Origin of the sequence: Streptomyces albidoflavus, from assembly GCF_000719955.1 — a bacterium.
Classification (GTDB): domain Bacteria; phylum Actinomycetota; class Actinomycetes; order Streptomycetales; family Streptomycetaceae; genus Streptomyces; species Streptomyces albidoflavus.
The window spans coordinates 1-16906 of record NZ_JOII01000007.1; the positions used below are offsets into that span (position 1 = coordinate 1).

The 16906-nt window shown below is 73.9% G+C and carries 18 protein-coding genes and 1 pseudogene; 9 read left to right on the plus strand and 10 right to left on the minus strand.

Going from position 1 to position 16906, the window contains the following annotated elements:
* Positions 1-262 precede the first annotated feature (262 nt).
* Positions 263-373 (plus strand): annotated as a pseudogene (locus IF45_RS32200) (integrase); the annotation flags it as partial.
* A gap of 80 nt (positions 374-453) precedes the next feature.
* Here the strand turns inward: IF45_RS32200 and IF45_RS0109830 are convergent.
* Positions 454-1215 carry a phosphoglyceromutase gene (locus tag IF45_RS0109830; protein WP_003948988.1) on the minus strand — a complete coding sequence of 254 codons (762 nt, stop codon included), beginning with the start codon at positions 1213-1215 and terminating at the stop codon, positions 454-456.
* A gap of 145 nt (positions 1216-1360) precedes the next feature.
* Between IF45_RS0109830 and IF45_RS0109835 the strand changes: the two genes are divergently transcribed.
* A complete protein-coding gene (locus tag IF45_RS0109835; protein WP_078842861.1) occupies positions 1361-2710 on the plus strand; it encodes an MDR family MFS transporter in 1350 nt (449 codons plus the stop codon).
* A 67-nt stretch (positions 2711-2777) separates the two neighbouring features.
* Here the strand turns inward: IF45_RS0109835 and IF45_RS0109840 are convergent, their stop codons facing one another.
* On the minus strand, positions 2778-3989 hold the full coding sequence (locus IF45_RS0109840; protein ID WP_030306832.1) for a lactonase family protein: 1212 nt from the start codon (positions 3987-3989) through the stop codon (positions 2778-2780).
* Positions 3990-4306: 317 nt separating this feature from the next.
* Between IF45_RS0109840 and IF45_RS0109845 the strand changes: the two genes are divergently transcribed.
* Entirely contained in the window at positions 4307-4561 is a 255-nt protein-coding gene (locus IF45_RS0109845) for a hypothetical protein (protein WP_008415401.1), read from the plus strand.
* Between the two features lie 77 nt (positions 4562-4638).
* On the opposite strand, the gene IF45_RS0109850 is transcribed toward IF45_RS0109845, so the two are convergent.
* Both IF45_RS0109850 and mshA read right to left on the minus strand, forming a co-directional pair.
* Positions 4639-5172 carry a type III secretion system chaperone family protein gene (locus tag IF45_RS0109850; protein WP_030306834.1) on the minus strand — a complete coding sequence of 178 codons (534 nt, stop codon included), beginning with the start codon at positions 5170-5172 and terminating at the stop codon, positions 4639-4641.
* The gene (mshA, locus tag IF45_RS0109855; RefSeq protein ID WP_008415402.1) at positions 5165-6544 is read right to left on the minus strand and encodes a D-inositol-3-phosphate glycosyltransferase; all 1380 of its coding nucleotides are present in this window, start codon (positions 6542-6544) and stop codon (positions 5165-5167) included. Before mshA ends, IF45_RS0109850 begins: the two co-directional genes overlap by 8 nt.
* A gap of 187 nt (positions 6545-6731) precedes the next feature.
* On the opposite strand from mshA, the gene IF45_RS0109860 reads away from it, so the two are divergent.
* From IF45_RS0109860 to IF45_RS0109870, 3 genes are all read left to right on the plus strand, one after another.
* Positions 6732-7541 (plus strand): class I SAM-dependent methyltransferase, encoded by an 810-nt coding sequence (locus IF45_RS0109860; RefSeq protein WP_003948994.1) that lies wholly within the window; start codon positions 6732-6734, stop codon positions 7539-7541.
* A gap of 261 nt (positions 7542-7802) precedes the next feature.
* Positions 7803-8909 (plus strand): C40 family peptidase, encoded by a 1107-nt coding sequence (locus IF45_RS0109865; RefSeq protein WP_026048514.1) that lies wholly within the window; start codon positions 7803-7805, stop codon positions 8907-8909.
* 232 nt (positions 8910-9141) lie between these two features.
* A complete protein-coding gene (locus tag IF45_RS0109870) occupies positions 9142-10674 on the plus strand; it encodes a PP2C family protein-serine/threonine phosphatase (protein WP_030306837.1) in 1533 nt (510 codons plus the stop codon).
* 114 nt (positions 10675-10788) lie between these two features.
* Here the strand turns inward: IF45_RS0109870 and IF45_RS0109875 are convergent, their stop codons facing one another.
* From IF45_RS0109875 to IF45_RS0109890, 4 genes are all read right to left on the minus strand, one after another.
* Positions 10789-11133 (minus strand): DUF2516 family protein, encoded by a 345-nt coding sequence (locus IF45_RS0109875; RefSeq protein ID WP_008415406.1) that lies wholly within the window; start codon positions 11131-11133, stop codon positions 10789-10791.
* A 268-nt stretch (positions 11134-11401) separates the two neighbouring features.
* Entirely contained in the window at positions 11402-12061 is a 660-nt protein-coding gene (locus IF45_RS0109880) for a hypothetical protein (protein ID WP_030306839.1), read from the minus strand.
* A gap of 70 nt (positions 12062-12131) precedes the next feature.
* Positions 12132-12542, minus strand: coding sequence for a helix-turn-helix domain-containing protein (locus tag IF45_RS0109885; RefSeq protein WP_008415410.1), 411 nt, complete (start codon positions 12540-12542; stop codon positions 12132-12134).
* Positions 12543-12607: 65 nt separating this feature from the next.
* Positions 12608-13222: a TetR/AcrR family transcriptional regulator gene (locus IF45_RS0109890; protein ID WP_030306840.1), complete on the minus strand. Its 615-nt coding sequence runs from the start codon at positions 13220-13222 to the stop codon at positions 12608-12610.
* A gap of 40 nt (positions 13223-13262) precedes the next feature.
* Between IF45_RS0109890 and IF45_RS33615 the strand changes: the two genes are divergently transcribed.
* Both IF45_RS33615 and IF45_RS0109900 read left to right on the plus strand, forming a co-directional pair.
* Positions 13263-13688, plus strand: coding sequence for a hypothetical protein (locus IF45_RS33615; protein WP_242534325.1), 426 nt, complete (start codon positions 13263-13265; stop codon positions 13686-13688).
* Between the two features lie 48 nt (positions 13689-13736).
* Complete coding sequence (locus IF45_RS0109900; RefSeq protein ID WP_030306844.1) at positions 13737-14534, plus strand: hypothetical protein; 798 nt, start codon at positions 13737-13739, stop codon at positions 14532-14534.
* Between the two features lie 16 nt (positions 14535-14550).
* Here the strand turns inward: IF45_RS0109900 and IF45_RS0109905 are convergent, their stop codons facing one another.
* Positions 14551-15189 (minus strand): maleylpyruvate isomerase family mycothiol-dependent enzyme, encoded by a 639-nt coding sequence (locus IF45_RS0109905; protein ID WP_030306846.1) that lies wholly within the window; start codon positions 15187-15189, stop codon positions 14551-14553.
* Between the two features lie 87 nt (positions 15190-15276).
* Positions 15277-15942, minus strand: a complete 666-nt coding sequence (locus IF45_RS0109910) for a class I SAM-dependent methyltransferase (RefSeq protein ID WP_051720689.1) — start codon at positions 15940-15942, stop codon at positions 15277-15279.
* A 94-nt stretch (positions 15943-16036) separates the two neighbouring features.
* On the opposite strand from IF45_RS0109910, the gene IF45_RS0109915 reads away from it, so the two are divergent.
* Positions 16037-16891 (plus strand): alpha/beta hydrolase, encoded by an 855-nt coding sequence (locus IF45_RS0109915; protein WP_030306850.1) that lies wholly within the window; start codon positions 16037-16039, stop codon positions 16889-16891.
* Positions 16892-16906 lie beyond the last annotated feature (15 nt).

Below are 16906 nucleotides of genomic sequence, written 5' to 3' on the forward strand. Positions count from 1 at the left end.
CCGCTGAACGGGGCAATCCAGGACGGCTCCGACGCAGTGATCACACCAGCCACGCCAAGATCATCTCATCTGTGACCAGCAGTTACGGGACAGCCCTTAAAGCCGTGGAGCCGACCGCCCCAGCCACGACGCACCCCCTCTCTGGCATCAGGCGGCTGATTCCTGTACGCGCGGCACGGGCGCCGGCCGGGCTGGAGCGGGGCGGAGACAGGAGCGCAGGCCCGGCCGGGGGCCGGGCCGCGCGCAGGGAGCGGAGCGAGCCGCCTTGACGCTCCGGGTGTACGCGCACCTGATGCCGTCCAGCCAGGAGCGCACCCGCAAGGCGGTGGCCGCCATCTTCGACACGGCCCGGTCGGAGCCGTCCAGCACCTGACGGCCCAGAGACGGCCCAGAGGCAACGACAAGCCCCCTGCTCGCGGAGAAATCGCAGGCAGGGGGCCTACTCGCGTGCGCTTACTTCTTCTTCCCCTGGTTCTTCACAGCCTCGATCGCAGCCGCAGCCGCATCCGGGTCGAGGTACGTTCCGCCCGGGTTGAGGGGGCGGAAGTTTTCGTCGAGTTCGTAGGCGAGGGGGATGCCGGTGGGGATGTTGAGGGCGGAGATGTCGGCGTCGGAGATCTGGTCGAGGTGCTTGACCAGGGCGCGGAGGCTGTTGCCGTGGGCGGCGACGAGGACCGTGCGGCCTTCGAGGAGGTCGGGGACGATGTCGTCGTACCAGTACGGGAGCATGCGCTGGACGACCTGGAGGAGGGCCTCCGTGCGGGGGCGGGCCTCCGGGGGGATGACCGCGTAGCGCGGGTCGTTGAACTGGGACCACTCGGCGTCGGGGGCGAGCGGCGGCGGCGGGGTGTCGTAGGAGCGGCGCCAGAGCATGAACTGCTCCTCGCCGAACTCCTCGAGGGTCTGCGCCTTGTCCTTGCCCTGGAGGGCGCCGTAGTGGCGCTCGTTCAGCCGCCAGGAGCGGTGGACGGGGATCCAGAGGCGGTCGGCGGACTCCAGGGCGAGCTGCGCCGTGCGGATGGCGCGCTTCTGGAGCGAGGTGTGTACGACGTCGGGGAGGAGCCCGGCGGCCGCCAGCAGCTCGCCGCCGCGTACAGCCTCCTTCTCGCCCTTCTCGGTGAGGTTGACGTCCACCCAGCCGGTGAACAGGTTCTTCGCGTTCCACTCGCTCTCGCCGTGGCGGAGGAGGATCAGCTTGTACGGTGCGTCGGCCATGGGCCCGAGCGTAATCCAAGGCCGGGGGGCGGGCGCGGACGGCCCGTATCGCGAAATCGGATGGCTTTCGGCGACCCCGGGGACGTAATATGCGCGAGCTGGATTCACCACTTACGTACCCGTACACCGCAGCGGAGTCGCGATCATGCCCGTCCCGTCCTTGCCGTCGCCGTCGGCGCTCCTTCCGCGAGCGGTCCGGACGGCGGTGCGGCGCAGCGTCTCGGGGTTGCCCCGCGAGTTCTGGTGGCTGTGGACGAGCACGCTCGTCAACCGGCTCGGCGGGTTCGTCGCGACCTTCATGGCGCTGTACCTGACGCTGGAGCGCGGGCACTCCGCCTCGTACGCGGGGCTGGTCGCGGCCCTGCACGGGCTCGGCGGGGTGATCTCCTCGCTGGTCGCGGGGGTGCTGACCGACCGGCTCGGGCGGCGGCCCACCATGCTGATCGCGCAGGTGTCGACGGCCCTGTCGGTGGCGCTGCTCGGCTTCATGACGCACCCGGTGGCGATCGCCGCCGTCGCCTTCCTGGTCGGCGCGTCGATGAACGCGAGCCGGCCGGCGGTGCAGGCGATGATGGCCGACATCGTGCGGCCCGAGGACCGGGTGCGGGCCTTCTCGCTGAACTACTGGGCGATCAACCTGGGGTTCGCCGTGTCCGCGATGGCGGCCGGGTTCATCGCGCAGTACAGCTACCTCGCCGGGTTCCTCGGGGAGGCGGTGATGACGCTGACCTGCGCGATCCTCGTCTTCGTCAAGCTGCCGGAGTCGCGGCCGGAGCGGTCGGCCCAGGAGCAGGGCGCCGAGGACGCGGTGAGCCTCGGGACGGTGCTGCGCGACAGGCGGTTCATGGGCGTGGTCGTGCTGTCGTTCCTGGCCGCCCTCGTCTTCCAGCAGGGTTCGGTGGGGCTGCCGGTGGCGATGGGGCGGGCGGGGTTCAGCCCGGCCGACTACGGCCTGGTCATCGCGGTCAACGGGGTGCTGATCGTGGCGCTGCAGATCCCCGTCACCCGGTTCATCGAGCACCGGGACGCGGGGCGGCTGCTGACCCTCTCCACGCTGCTGGCCGGGTACGGCTTCGGGCTGACCGCCTTCGCCGGGTCGGTGGGGGTCTTCGCGCTGACCGTCTGCGTCTGGACGCTGGCCGAGATCATCAACGCGCCCACCCAGACGAGCCTGGTCGTCCGCCTCTCCCCGGTCCACGGGCGCGGCCGCTACCAGGGCATGTACACGCTCTCCTGGGCGGTCGCGGCGATGGTGGCGCCGCTGATGTCCGGCATCGTCCTGGACCGCTGGGGGGCTGCCTGGCTCTGGGGCGCGTGCGCCGTCATCGGCACGGTCGCGGCCGGCGGGTACTGGCTGCTCGTCCGGAACCTCGGCGAGGAGAGCCGCCCCACGCCCGCCGCCACCGGTTCGGTCCCGCTGACCCCGGAGCCGGTGGTGGAGCTGACGGCGCCGAAGCCGGACGGGGAGCAGGACGCGCTGCGCAAGCTGGTCTGAGCGGGGGCGGGGCGGCGGGTCCCGGAGGGGAGGGGCCCGGACCGGGACCCGGCGTACGGCCGCCCGGTCAGGGCGCCACGATCCCCTCGCCGCCGACCGCGTTCGGCACGGTGACCGCGTCGGTCCGGGTCAGCCCGCCGTCGGGGCCGATGCGGTAGGTCTCCAGGCCGCCCGTCTCACCGGTCTGGACGTAGAGGTAGTCACCGGCCGGGGAGACCGCCAGGTCGGTCGGGCCCGCGCCGGTCGGGGTGCGCCCCGCCGGGGTCAGGCGCCCGGCCTCGTCGACCTCGAAGGCGCTGAGGGAGTCGCTGCCCGCGTTGGAGACGTAGACGGTCGAGCCGTCGCGGGCGATCCAGCAGGTGGCCATCTCGCCGGTGTCGGCGGAGTCGGCGGGCTTCAAGGTGTTGTCCTTCCAGAGGGTGAAGGTGTTGACCTTGTTGGAGGCGTCGGCGACGACGATCCGGCCGCCCTCGTCGGTGACGAAGGAGAAGGGGACGCCGGGCGCCTGGTCGTTGGTGACCGGCTCGGCGGAGAGGAGGCCGTCGTCGTCCACGTCGAAGACCTGCATCGAGCCGTTGGCCTTGGTGGTGACGATGAGGCGGGCGCCGTCGTCGGTGAAGCCGACCTGGCCGGGCGTCTTCACGTACTGGAGGGGGCCCCGGTCGGTGGAGAGGCCCAGTTCGCGGCGGCTGCCCGCGATCGGCTCCAGGCGGGGGCCCTCGATGGTGAAGCCCTGGACGGAGCCGCCGGTTCCGGCGTTCAGGACGTACGCGATGCCGTCGTGCACGGCGATGCTGGCCGGGAAGCCGCCGCCGGACGGGGTGACCTGGCGCAGCGTCAGGCGCGGGCCGTCGACCTCGAAGACGGAGACGGTGCCGCTGCCGGAGTTGGCGGCTATGAGGATGTTCTCGTCCGGGTCGTAGGCGAGGGAGCCCTGCGAGGCCTGGTGGTCGACCTCCGAGCCGTTCAGCCGGCCGCCGTCGCCGCGGGTGGCGTAGCTGCCCGCCTTGACGAGGGTGCCCTCGGCGGTCCGGGTGTAGGCGACGATCGTGTTCCCGTCCTCGGCCGAGGTCTGCACGAAGACCACGTCGTGCGGTCCCTCCGTCCCGCGCGCCGCCTCCTGGTCCCCGGGCGCGCGCTGCTGGACGGCCGGACGGGCGCCGTCGGGGGCGGCCGAGGCGAGGGCGGCCGGGGTCGCGGCGCAGGCGGTCACGGCGGAGAGGGAGACGGCGGCCGCCTTGGCCGCCGCCCGGGCGGGCTTGCTGGTGGGACGGAACATCGGTCGTCCTTCCTACAGGGCCGACAGGACGGTCCCGCCACAGCGGCCGGACCTGCCCTCACCCTTAGTACGCCGCCGGTCACCCGCCACTCGATCGGCCCCGGCGGCGGACCGCCCGGCGCCGCCTCGACCTGCGTGGACGCCGGGCGCGGCACGGGCGACCGGGTGACGGGAGGGGGCGCGGACGGGCCGCGCGGGGGTTGGGCCTGTCGGGTGACGCGGGCGCGGCGCACCGCTCCGCGCGGCCCCGGGCCCGGGGAAACTCGCCCCAGACCGGGTCCGTCGTCGGGTCCGGTCCTCCGACCGAAAGGCCCACCATGCGCAAGCTCCTGAAGGCCGCCGCCCTCGGCGCCCTCCTCGTCCCCGCCGTCCTGGGCGGCGCCGCCACCGCCGTCGCCGACGCGGGCGGCCCGGCCTACGCCGACGGCTCCCGGTACGCGGGCCCCGACGGCGCCTGGACGAAGACGCGCGGCAGCGGCGTCACCGCCGACGGCGAGGTGTACTACTTCGACGTCTTCCGGGTGGCCGGCCCGCACGGCGCCGCCACGGTCACCACGGCCGCCCACTCCTGACCGCCCGGTACGCCTGACGCCCGCCCCGAAGTCCTCGGGGAGCGGGCGTCAGACGTACCGCTGTGGCGCGCCCCGGCTCAGCGCGGCCCGCGCTCGATCAGGTGCTGGAACGCCTCCAGGTTCCGGGTCGGCTCGCCGCGGGCGACGCGCCAGTCGTACTCCTTGCGGATGGCGGAGGCGAAGCCCAGTTCCAGGAGGGTGTTGAAGGCGCCGTCGGAGGCTTCCAGGACGGCGCCGAGGAGGCGGTCGATCTCGTCCGGGGTGACGGCGGCGAGCGGGAGCTTGCCCGCGAGGTAGATGTCGCCGAGCGGGTCGACGGCGTAGGAGACCCCGTACAGCTTGAGGTTCTTCTCCAGCAGCCAGCGGTAGACGGCCTCGTGGTTCTCGTCGGGGCGGCGGACGACGAAGGCGTTCACCGAGAGCGAGTGGCCGCCGAGGATGAACGAGACGGTGGTCCACAGCTTGCGGCTGCCGGGCAGCTTGACCACGTAGTGGCCGGGCCGCGGGCTCTCCCACTCCAGCTCGGCGCTGTCGAACGCGCCTTCCAGGACACGCCGGTGGGCGGACGCGTCCGGGGACGCGGGGGCCTGGTGGGACGGGGTGTCAGCCATGGTGCGAGCGTACGCGACGGCGGTGTTCCTGGACGGCGGCCGTGTAGACGTCGGCGGTGCCGGAGGCGGCCGTGTCCCAGCCGAACGACTGGGCGTGCCGGGCCGCCGCCGCGCCCATCCGGTCGGCGAGCGTGGGGTCGTCGGCGAAGCGGGCCAGGCGGCGCGCGTAGTCGGCCGGGTCGTGGCCCTCGACGAGGAAGCCGGTCACCTCGTCGCGTACGGCGACGGGCAGGCCGCCGACCCGGGCCGCGAGCACCGGGGTGCCGGTGGCCTGCGCCTCGATGGCGACCAGGCCGAAGGACTCGCTGTACGAGGGCATCACCAGCAGCGACGCCGCCCGGAACCAGTCGGCCAGCTGCTCCTGCCCGACCGGCGGCCGGAACCACACCACCTCGGAGATGCCGAGCCGCGCCGCCAGCTTCTGCAACCGCTCCGGCTTGGCCATGCCCGAGCCGGAAGGCCCGCCGACCACCGGCACGACCAGCCGCGAGCGCAGTTCGGGCCGCTCGTCCAGGAGCACGGCGACGGCGCGCAGCAGCACGTCGGGCGCCTTCAGCGGCTGGATGCGCCCGGCGAAGAGCGGGACCAGGGCGTCCTGCGGCACCCCGAGCCGCTGCCTCGCCGCCGCCCGGGACGCGGGGACGGCACGGGGCTCGACGGCGCCGGAGCGGCGCGGGTCGACGCGGAACAGGTCGAGGTTGACGCCCGGGTGGACGACGGCGACCTTGCCGGGGTCGGCGGCGTAGTGGTGGATCAGCTCGTCGGCCTCGCCGGAGGTGTTGGCGATCAGGCGGTCGGCGGCGTCGACGACCTGCGTCTCGCCGATGACGCGGGCGGCCGGCTCGGGGGTGTCGCCCTCGGCCAGGGCGGCGTTCTTGACCTTGGCCATGGTGTGCATGGCGTGGACCAGGGGGACGCCCCAGCGCTCGGCCGCCAGCCAGCCGACGTGGCCGGAGAGCCAGTAGTGAGAGTGGACCAGGTCGTAGTGGCCGGGCCGGTGGCCGGCCCACGCCTGCATCACGCCGTGGGTGAAGGCGCAGAGCTGCGCGGGCAGCTCCTCCTTGGCGAGCCCCTCGTACGGGCCCGCGTCGACGTGGCGGACGAGGACGCCGGGGGCCAGCTCGACGGTGGGCGGGAGGGTGCCGGTGGTGGCCCGGGTGAAGATCTCCACCTCGATGTTGATCGCGGCCAGCCGCTTGGCCAGCTCCACGATGTAGACGTTCATCCCGCCGGCGTCACCGGTGCCCGGCTGGTGCAGCGGCGAGGTGTGCACACTCAGCATCGCCACCCGCCGGGGCCTGCGGCCACCCCCGGGCAGCCGCAGCCTCGGCTGGGCGGCCCGGCGTGAGAGCCGGGACACGTACTGGGTCACCTGGCGATCCTCCTCGCTGCGCCCGCCTCTGGGGGGCGGGAGTCCGTCGGGGCACACGGGTGCCCCGACGGGGAAACAGCACGGAAGGGGCCAGGCTTCCCGTTTTGCCTAAACGTTACGGGGGCCCCGCGTCGGAGCAGGCGCCCCCGCCCGGCTCCGCCACGGCCGTCGCGGCCATACTCGGACCATGCCGCCCCCGCCGCGCCCCGTGGGCACCGCGACCAGGGGCACCACCAACCCGAACCGCCTGCGCCGCATGGACCGCTGGATCACCGCCACCCACGGCGCGGCCCTGCGCAGGGCGGATCACCCCCTGGCGGTCGATCTCGGGTACGGGCACGCGCCCTGGACGGCGGTCGAGCTCCTGGCCCGCCTGCGCACGGCGGCCCCCGAGACCCGGGTGACCGGCATCGAGATCGACCCGGACCGGGTGGCCGCCGCCCAGCCGCACGCCCGCGAGGGCCTCACCTTCGTCCGGGGCGGCTTCGAGCTGCCGGTCCCGGACCGCCCGCACCTGATCCGCGCCGCCAACGTGCTGCGCCAGTACGACGAGGACGAGGTACGCGCCGTCTGGGAACGGCTGACCGCCCGTCTCGCCCCGCCGGACCCGGACGGCCTCGGCGGCGGGCTGCTCGTCGAGGGCACCTGCGACGAGATCGGCCGCCGCCACGTCTGGGTGGCGCTGGGCCCCGAAGGCCCGCGCACGGTCACCTTCGCGACCCGGCTCGGCTCCCTGGACCGCCCCTCCGACCTGGCCGAACGCCTCCCGAAGGCGCTGATCCACCGGAACGTCCCGGGCGAGCCCGTGCACGCCTTCCTCCGCGACTTCGACCGCGCCTGGGCGGCGGCCGCCCCGTACGCCTCGTACGGGGCGCGGCAGCGCTGGCAGCGGGCGGTGCGGGAGCTGGCCGCCGGCTGGCCGGTGGTGGACGGGCCGGCGCGGTGGCGGCAGGGGGAGGTCACGGTGGCGTGGGGGGCGCTGGCGCCACGGGGGTGAGTCCGGAGGCGGCCGGGAGCCGGCCCGGGCGTCGGCCCGTGTCCCCCGCAGGGGTGGAAAACCGGTACAGCCCCCGGAAGTTGGCGAACCACCTGTGGGTGCTTTTCGCCCGAAGCCGCCGGAGGACGGGCAAAGTGACCTGTGCGGCGGGGGTGCCGCCGAGCCGGTCCGGTGTCGGGTCTGTCGTATCTGGGCCGGACATGGCAGCATCCCCGATGTTACTGACGGGAAATAACTTTGTGGGGGCGGAGAGTGACCGGCATGCGAAGGACGACCCTTGCCGCGGTGGCGCTGGTGTGCGGCATCACCTGCGTCGGCGGACTGGCCTCGGCGGGTACGGCGTACGCCGCCCCGGAGCCCGCCCCCACCACCTCGGCACCGGCCACGCCGGGCACCCCGGAAGAGGACGCGGCCGAGGGGGAGCCGGCCACACCGACCGCCCTCGAAGAGGTGCGGAAGAAGATCGAGAAGCTCTACCACCGCGCCTCGGTCGCCACCGACGCCTACAACGCCGCCGAGGAGAAGGCCGAGCGCCAGGCCAAGGAGGTGGCCCGCCTGGAGCGCGCCGTCGCCAGAGGCCAGGACCGCCTGGCCCTGCTGCGCCACCAGGCCGGCGCCACCGCCCGCGAGCAGTACCGCAGCGGCGGCATCCCCGAGGGCGCCCAGTTCCTCCTCTCCGACGACCCCCGCCTCTTCCTGGACAACGCCAACCGCTTCCAGCGCGGCCAGCACGCCGCCAAGGGCCTGATGTCCCAGCTGCGGACCACCCAGGAGCAGCTGGAGAAGGACGAGGCCGCCGCCTCCGCCGAGTACAAGAAGCTGGAGCGGCACCGCGCCTCCAAGGCGAAGGCCAAGAAGGAGATCAAGAAGCAGATCAAGGCGGCCGAGGAGCTGGAGAGCCGGCTCGCCGCCGAGGAGCTGGAGCGGCTGCGGAAGCTGGAGGAGGAGGCGCAGCGCAGGGCGCAGAGCGCCTGGGTCGACTCCGGCATCCTCGACGCGATCTCCGGCAAGGCCTCCGCCGCCGGCAAGAAGGCCCTGGAGTACGCGGCGGAGCAGATCGGCAAGCCGTACTCCTGGGGCGCCGAGGGCCCCGACTCCTACGACTGCTCCGGGCTGACCTCCCAGGCGTGGGCGTCCGCCGGAGTCCCCATCCCGCGCACCTCCCAGGAGCAGTGGCGCCAGCTGGAGCGCGTCCCGATACGGGAGATGCGCCCGGGCGACCTGATCATCTACCACGACGACGCCAGCCATGTCGGCATGTACGTGGGCGACGGCAAGATCGTGCACGCCCCGCGTCCGGGCCGGCACATCACGTTGGCGGGCGCCGGGACGATGACGATCCTCGGGGTGGTCCGCCCGGACGCGTGAGCGGCACGGGCGCGGGTGGGCCAGGTCACCCGCGCCCCGGCCTCAGGGTGAGCTTCGTCATCACCCCTCCCCCACAAAGGCCCCCAATTCCCTTACATGCCACGGCATATGACTCTGGCCACGGACGCCTCGGCATTCCGTTGGAGGGCCGCCAACCGCTATGGTCCCCGTCGGACAGGGCGTCGTTCGTCGCCCTGTCGCGCCCTCGGGGGGAGGGAAGGAAACCAAGACGATGCCCGTACCCATACCGCGGCAGAGAGTCATCCCCGCCGTGGAGAACGGTCACGACGGGGGCGCCGCACCACGGACGGACCGGCCCACGGGGTCGCCCACCGACATCACCCGGGACTCCGCTCCCGGCGGCACCACCGGCCAGGAGGCCGAGCCGGCCTCGACGGCCGGGCAGACCACGACCGACGCCACCGGCGCCCCGCGGACCACGGGCGGGCCGGACGGCACCGGCGCCACCCCGGGCCCGGCGGCCCCCACGGCCGCCGAGGCGGCGGAGGCGCTGGCCCGGATCGCGGCCGGCTCGGCGGCACATCCCGGCTCCGGCCAGACGTCGACCGCGCTCACCCTGCTGGTGATCGAGGACGACCCGGCCGGTTCGCTCAACATCCCGTCGCTGCTGGACTCGGCCGAGCTGACGGTGCGCGTCCGCACCGCCCGCAACCTCACGGAGGCCGAGCGGCTGCTCACCGACGACGTCCACTGCATCCTGCTGGACCTCGCCCTGCCCGCCCCCGGCCCGCGCCCCGCGGAGGCCGGGGACTGCACCGAGGACGAGCTGGCGGTGCTGCGGCACGTCCTGCGCCTGGCCCCGCGCCACGCCGTCCTCGCGCTGACCGGCGCCGAGAACAGCGCACGCGGCCCGGAGGCGGTTCGCGTCGGCGCCCAGGACTTCCTGTACCGCGACGAGCTCGACGGCCGCCTCCTGAGCCGCGCCGTCCGCTACGCCGTGGAGCGCAAGCGGGCCGACCACGCCCAGCGGCAGCTGACCGAGTCGCGGCTGCGCGCCCAGGAGAACGCCCGCCTGGAGCGCGGCCTGCTGCCGACCCCGCTGCTGGAGGGCGCGCCGCTGCGGTTCGCCGCCCGCTACCGGCCGGGCCGCTCCCGCGCCCTGCTCGGCGGCGACTTCTACGACACGGTGCGCACCGCCGACGGCACGGTGCACGCGATGATCGGCGACGTCTGCGGCCACGGCCCGGACGAGGCGGCGCTCGGCGTCGAGCTGCGCATCGCCTGGCGCGCGCTGACCTTCGCCGGGCTCTGCGGCGACCAGCTGCTCTCCACGCTCCAGAAGGTGCTGGAGAACGAACGCCCGGACGACGAGATCTTCGCGACGCTCTGCACGGTCGACATCTCGCCGGACGGCCGCTCGGCCGGGCTCTGCCTGGCCGGACACCCGTCCCCGCTCATCGCCCGCCAGGGCCACCTCGCCGAACTCCTGCCGTACGACGACAACGGCCCGGCGCTCGGTCTGCTCCCGCAGGCCCGCTGGCCCCGGCGCCAGGTCGAGCTGGGCCGTTCCTGGAGCCTGATGCTCTACACCGACGGCCTGATCGAGGGCCGTATCGGCGCGGGCAACCAGCGCCTGGGCCAGGAGGGCATGGTCGCCCTCGTCCGGGGCCTGCTCGCCCAGGGGCTGCGCGGGGACGCCCTCCTGGAGGCCGCCATGACCGAGGTCCGCGCGCTCAACGGCGGCGAGCTGACCGACGACGTGGCCGTCCTCCTGCTGGACCGAATGGTGCCCACCACCCGCTGAGCCCCGGCGGACGGCACGACGGAGAGAGGCCGGGACCGCGTGGAGCGGTCCCGGCCTCTCGCCGTCGTGTCGTCTCGCTGTCGTCGTCTCGCTGCGCGGTCCTGCGCCCTGGGGTCAGCGGCCGCCGTTGTACGGCCCGTACGGGCCGTCGCTGCTCGACCCTCGGGGGCCGCCACGCCGGGGGCCTCCGGAGACCTCCCGGACGGCGGGCCGCACGTCGACCGTGTAGACGATCACGGCGATGAGGCCGATGATCGGCAGGAAGGACATGATCGGGAAGAGCAGGCTCACCGCCAGCGCGATCCCCAGAACGATCAGCCAGAACGGCTTGGACTGCTTGCCGGCGGCCCGGTAGGCGTCCTCGCGGCGCGTCAGCGCGTCGATGAACGCGAAGGCGGCAAAGGCGGTGAACGCCAGTTGCAGCAGCCCCAGCAGGCTGTTGAATCCCTGTATCAGCACTTCTCCACCACCAGTTTCGACATCACGGCACCGCGGTCACCGCGGACGGGCCGCCCGGCTTCCGCGCCGGACGCCTGTCCCCAGTGTCCCGGACGGCCCCCGGAATCACGGTCCGGTGCGGGCACCTCACACGCGCCCGCACCCAGGACAACGTCCCGGCACCCCGGATCCGTGCCCGATTCCCTGAGGAATACGCCACAGCATCCGGAATGCCCGATACCGCCACCCCGGGGGGTACACCTGGACGCCTACCCCCGACAGGCCCCCGTCAGCTGTCGGACGGCGTGTTCTTGCGCGCCGCCGGCTTCCGGGCGGGCGCCTTGCGCGGCGCCACCGGCTTCTTCGGGGCGACGGGCTTCTTGGCCGCCGCACCGGTCCCGGCACCCTTCGCGGTGGAGGACTTCTCGGAGGTGGCCGGCGCGGCCGGAGCCGGCTCCGGCTCGACCTTCTCGGCCACGTCCACCACGCTGTCGGCGGCCTCGTCGACCAGCTCGGCGACCTGGACGACGCCCTCGGCGGTCTCGCCGCGCCAGGTCCGCACCGCCTGCTCACCGTGGTCGGCGACCTTGTCGTACGCCTCCTTGGCCTTCACCGCGTACTCGGCGGCGACGCCCACGGAACGCAGCGCCAGCTCCTGGGCGCTCTCGCCCAGCTTGCGCAGATCGGTGTCGAGCGAGGCGAAGACCTCGTTGACCTTGGTCTGGACGGCCTCCTGCGCCTCCTTGGCGCGGGCGGTGGCCTTGTCCTGCACGGCCTTCGGGTCGGTGTTGCGGACCGCCTCGATGCGCTCGGGCGCCTCGGCCCGCAGCTGCTCGATCAGCTCCGGCACCTTCCGCGCCTGCTGCACGGCGAGGTCGGCGGTGCCGGCCGCGAAGTACAGGGAACGCGACTCACTCAGGGTCTTGCGCAGGTCGTCGGTGATGGCCATGAACGTGATCCTCCCGGTCTTGCGTCGTTCGAGGGTGTGGAACCTGCCGCGCACCGCGCCCGGCAGCTGTTTACGAGGCGTCCGCCGTCCCGGCGGAGGATGTGCCGCCTTCGCCCGCGGGCCCATCGTCGGCCCCGTAGCCGTTCTCCTTGCGGAACGACTCGTAGATCTGGAGCAGTACCTGCTTCTGCCGTTCGTCGAGCGTCGGGTCGGCGAGGATGACGCCGCGCGTCTCCACCTCGCCGCGGTCCCGCTCGTCGAGGATCCCGGCCTGCACGTACAGCGTCTCGGCGGAGATCCGCAGCGCCTTGGCGATCTGCTGGAGGATCTCCGCGCTCGGCTTGCGCAGCCCGCGCTCGATCTGGCTCAGGTACGGGTTCGACACCCCGGCGGCGTCGGCGAGCTGCCGCAACGACAGCTGCGCCGTACGCCGCTGTTCACGCAGATACTCCCCGAGACCACCGACGTTGAGCGATGCCATGCGCCCACCATGCCCCACCCCCGCTAACTTTTGCAAGCGGGCCGCTTGCAAAAGTAGCGAGCGTCTCAGGCACCCTCCCCCACGAGGGACACCCCAGACGCCAGCGCCCGTGCCGCGGCCGCGAAGAACTCCTCGTCGGCGTCGGGGGCGAGGCCGAGAGGTACGCCCTGGCCGAGGCCGGTGAGCAGGGCCCGGAGGGCGGTGGTCAGGTGCCGTGCCTGGTGCGGGCTGACGGTGCCGCCGGGGTGGGGCCTTCCCGTGAACAGGGCGACCAGCTGGTCCTCCTGTTCGCGGACGGAGGTGGCGAGCCGGGCGCCCAGTTCCGGGTCGTGCAGGGCCATGTCGAGCAGGGTGATCTGGAGGGAGAGGGCCGAGCAGGCGTCCGGGGCGTCCAGGCCGCGCCGGTAGTGCCGGGCGAAGACGTCGACCGCCTCCAGCAGGCCGAGCCCTGCGGGGACGGCCTGCCCGATCTCCTCGTAATGGGGCCGCAGATGCTCGTCGGCCAAGGCCACCACCAGGCCGTTCTTGCTCCCGAACAGGGAGTAGACGGCGCCCGTGGTCAGCCCGGCGCGGGCGACGATCTCGTCCAGCCTGGCCCGGTACCCGTCCCGCGACACCACCTCCAGCGCGGCGTCCAGCAGGGCCCGACGGTTGCGCTCCTTGGCCTCGGCCCTCGTCATTCTCATAAGAAGATTATTACCGTAATCTCGTTACGAGAACATGGGCGGGACGCGACGCGTCGCGAGGGGGAAGAACGTGGACGTACGAGTGAGCCGGGGCACGGCGGGGGCCGTCGCCGACGGGGGTTTCAAGATCGCGCTCGCCGTCGGCTACCTGGTGGGCGCCGTCCCGCTCGGCCGGCTGCTGGGGACGCCGGTCTGGCTGATGGCGGTCGCGGGGGTGGTCCTGCTGATCGGCGGCGGCGTCGAGCTGGCGTACACCGGCAGCCGGTCGATGCGGCTGTACACGCGGCTCATGATCGGCTACGACAGCGGCTGGGTGCTGGCGGCGCTGGCCGGGCTGCTGGTGGCCTGGCGGGGCGGCGGCGCGGGGGGCGAGGTGTGGATGGGGTACCAGGTGGTGGCGCAGGCCGCGTTCGCGGGGGTGCTGATCGCCGGCGGCTCCTCGCGGCGGGGTCCGGGCTGAACCGGCGTCGGTCCGCTCGCTGTCGGTCCCCGTTGCGACACTTCCCCCATGTCCCTCTCCGGCCTCAGCCTCTCCCGTTGGCGCTCCCTCGACCCGCCCGCCGCCCGCCGCCTCGCCCGGCAGGCGGCCGACCGGGCCGGAGGGCAGGTGACCACCGTGGAGACCGTGGAGCACCTGGGGGCGCCGCTGCACCGGGTGCGGATCGCGTGCCGGGGGCGGGAGTTCGCGCTGATACCCGGGGCCGAGGTGACGCTCGGCTTCGACGCGGACGGCCGGCGGCTGCCGCCCGGGCTGGAGGCCGGCTACGCGGAGAGTGCGGAGCAGGGGTACGGCTACGGACCTGACCTGCGGAGCCACCTCGCGCAGGTGCTCAGCCCCCGCCGGACCGTCACCGTGCCCACCGTGCTGATGGCGGTCGAGGCCGAGAAGCTGACCGCGCCGCCCGCCGGAACGCCCGGCCTCCTCGCCGCCGAGGGCCTGCGGATGCCCAGCTCCGACGAGTGGGAGCACGCCTGCGGCGCGGGGGCGGACACACTGTTCCGGTGGGGCGACACGTGCCCCCTGGACCGCATCCCGTACGGCGACGACAGCGGCCCGCACCAGCAGCCGAACGCCTTCGGCCTGCGTATCGCCCACGACACCTACGACGCGGAGCTGACGAGCGAGCCCGGCGCGGTCCACGGCGGTGACGGGGGCGAGTCGGTGTGCGGCGGCTACGGGGCCGTACTGGCCTGGCTGCCGCTGGCCACCGCCCAGCGCAATCCGGCCATGGCGGAGTTCGTGTACGGCCCGGACGGCGAGGAGATGTACGAGGAGTTCTCCACCCGGCCCGTCCTCGCCCTCTGACCGCGCGGGGCGTGGCTCACGCCGCGCCCGCCCCGCACCGGGAGCGCAGCAGCTCCACGCCCTCGCCGTCGAGGTCGTCGCAGCACGCGGTCCGCCCGGTCATCGCCATCACCAGGGCGAGGGTGGGGCCCGAGACGAGCGGACCCGTCCCGCTCGTGAACGGGCCGTCGTCCGCGACGAGCCGCAGCCCGGCGACGCGGCTCCGGGCGACGACCACCTGGTCGGAGCCCTGGTAGTAGGCGGCGACCCGGGTGACGGCCTCCACCGGGTGGTCGCGGCGCAGGCCCAGCGGGCGCCGGATGTCCTCGCCGTGGACGAGCGTCTCGCCGAGCATGGCCACGACGGGCAAGGGGGGCTTGGTGGTGCTCGCCACGACGCTCCGGAACCGCTCCAGCGTCTCGGCCGGGGTCGCGCCCAGCTGCTCGGCCAGCCGCACCGCCACCTGCCGGTCGAAGTCGAACCGGCAGCGGATCACCCCCGCCATCCAGCGCACGGCGTTGAGGCTCGCGCTCGCGGTGAGGTGGGCGAGGACTTCCCGCACCGTCAGCCCGGAGCAGAGCGAGGGGGTGGCCCACTGCTCCTCCGTCAGTCCGGCGAGGTCGGCGGCGAGCGCGGCGCGCTTGGCGTGGATCGAGGCCCAGACCGGGTCGGTCATGCGGGAGGTCTCCTGTCGTGGCGGGTGCGGTGCGGCGCCGGGCGAGCACGCACGTTCACCACGGAAGACGGTGTGCGTGGCGCGAAGTCATCGGTCCCGGGCCATTTCGCTGCCTCTACGCGACCGTACCCGCGCCCGTACCCGGAAGCGCAAGGTGGAGTCGGAGGTGAGGACCTGGCCGTCGGCGGCGAAGACGTAGGTCCAGCGGAAGGTCACCAGGGGGCCGCGCACCTCGCGCAGCTCGACCCAGCTCTCGACGGCGCCGGTGCCCGGGATCTCGGTGGTGTGCCGGGAGGCTTCGGGGGTCCACTCCTCCCAGGCGCGGCGGGCCGGGTCGCGGGTCTCGAAGAGCAGGTGGCCGCCCGCGCGCAGGGCGCCGTACGCCCCGCGCAGGGTGGCGCGCCAGGCGTCCGGGCCGGTGATCTCCTGGGCGGCGTTGGCGGTCAGGGTCGCGAGGTCGGCCCGGAGCGGCGGAAGCCCGGTGGCGTCGCCGCAGATCCAGCGCACCCGGTCGGCGCCCGGCTTGGCCCGGGCCACGTCGAGGGAGGCGCGGGCGGGGTCGACGCCGACGACCTCGATCCCGCGTGCCGCCAGCAGCAGCGCGAACACCCCGGTGCCGCACCCGATGTCCAGCACGCGCCGCGCCCCGAACTCCCCCACCGCCCGCACGTAGGCGTCGAGGTCGCCCCGGTCGGGGTCGAGGGCGTCGTAGACCGCGGCGAGCCGTGGGTGCCGGAAACACTCGTCAGCCATGCGGCCGACGGTAGAGCCGTCCCGGCAGCGGCTCAAGAGATCCTCCAGCGGGGTGACTTGCCGGGTGAGCCCACCACCCTGGAAGCTGAGGCGCATGCCCCTCTCTCCGACCTTCGTCCTCGTCCACGGCGCCTTCGCCAACTCGTTCTCCTTCGCGCCGCTCCAGGCCGAACTGGGCCTGCTCGGGCACCGTTCGGTCGCGGTCGACCTTCCGGGACACGGGTTCGAGGCCACCTTCCCCGCGTCCTACCAGGCGCCGCAGGACTTCGCGGCGCTCGCCGCCGAGCCGGGGGCCATCAAGGGCGTCACGCTCGCCGACAACGCCGCCCGCGTGATCGAGGCCCTGGAGCGGGCCCGGCGGAACGGCCCCACCGTCCTGGTCGGTCACAGCCGGGGCGGCGCCACGATCACCGCCGTGGCCAACGCCCGCCCCGACCTCATCGACCGCCTCGTCTACGTCTCCGCCTGGTGCCCGGTCGACCTGCCCGTCGGCGACTACTACGCCGAGCCCGAGATGGCCTCCGTCGACCCGATGGCCTTCGCCCCCTCGCTCCTCGGCAACCCGGCCGAACTCGGCCTGCTGCGCACCAACTTCCGCACCTCGGACCCGGCGGCGCTGGCCACGTTCAAGGAGGCGTTCGGCGCCGATCTCACCGACGACGAGTTCCGGACCTTCCTCAACACCTTCCAGCCCGACGAAAGCCTCGACGCCGGCACCGAGGCCGACCGCGCCCAGGCGGCGACCTGGGGCACCGTCCCGAGGACGTACGTCCGGCTGGCGGACGACACCAGTCTGACGCCCGCCGCGCAGGACCGGATGATCCGCGAGGCCGACGCGCTCACCCCCGGCAACCCCTTCGACGTGCACACCCTGGACGGCAGCCACCTGCGCTGGCTGGTCCACCCGGGGCCGGCCGCCGCCGTCCTCGCGGGGCTGGCGGCGGGCTGACCTACGCCCGCCCGG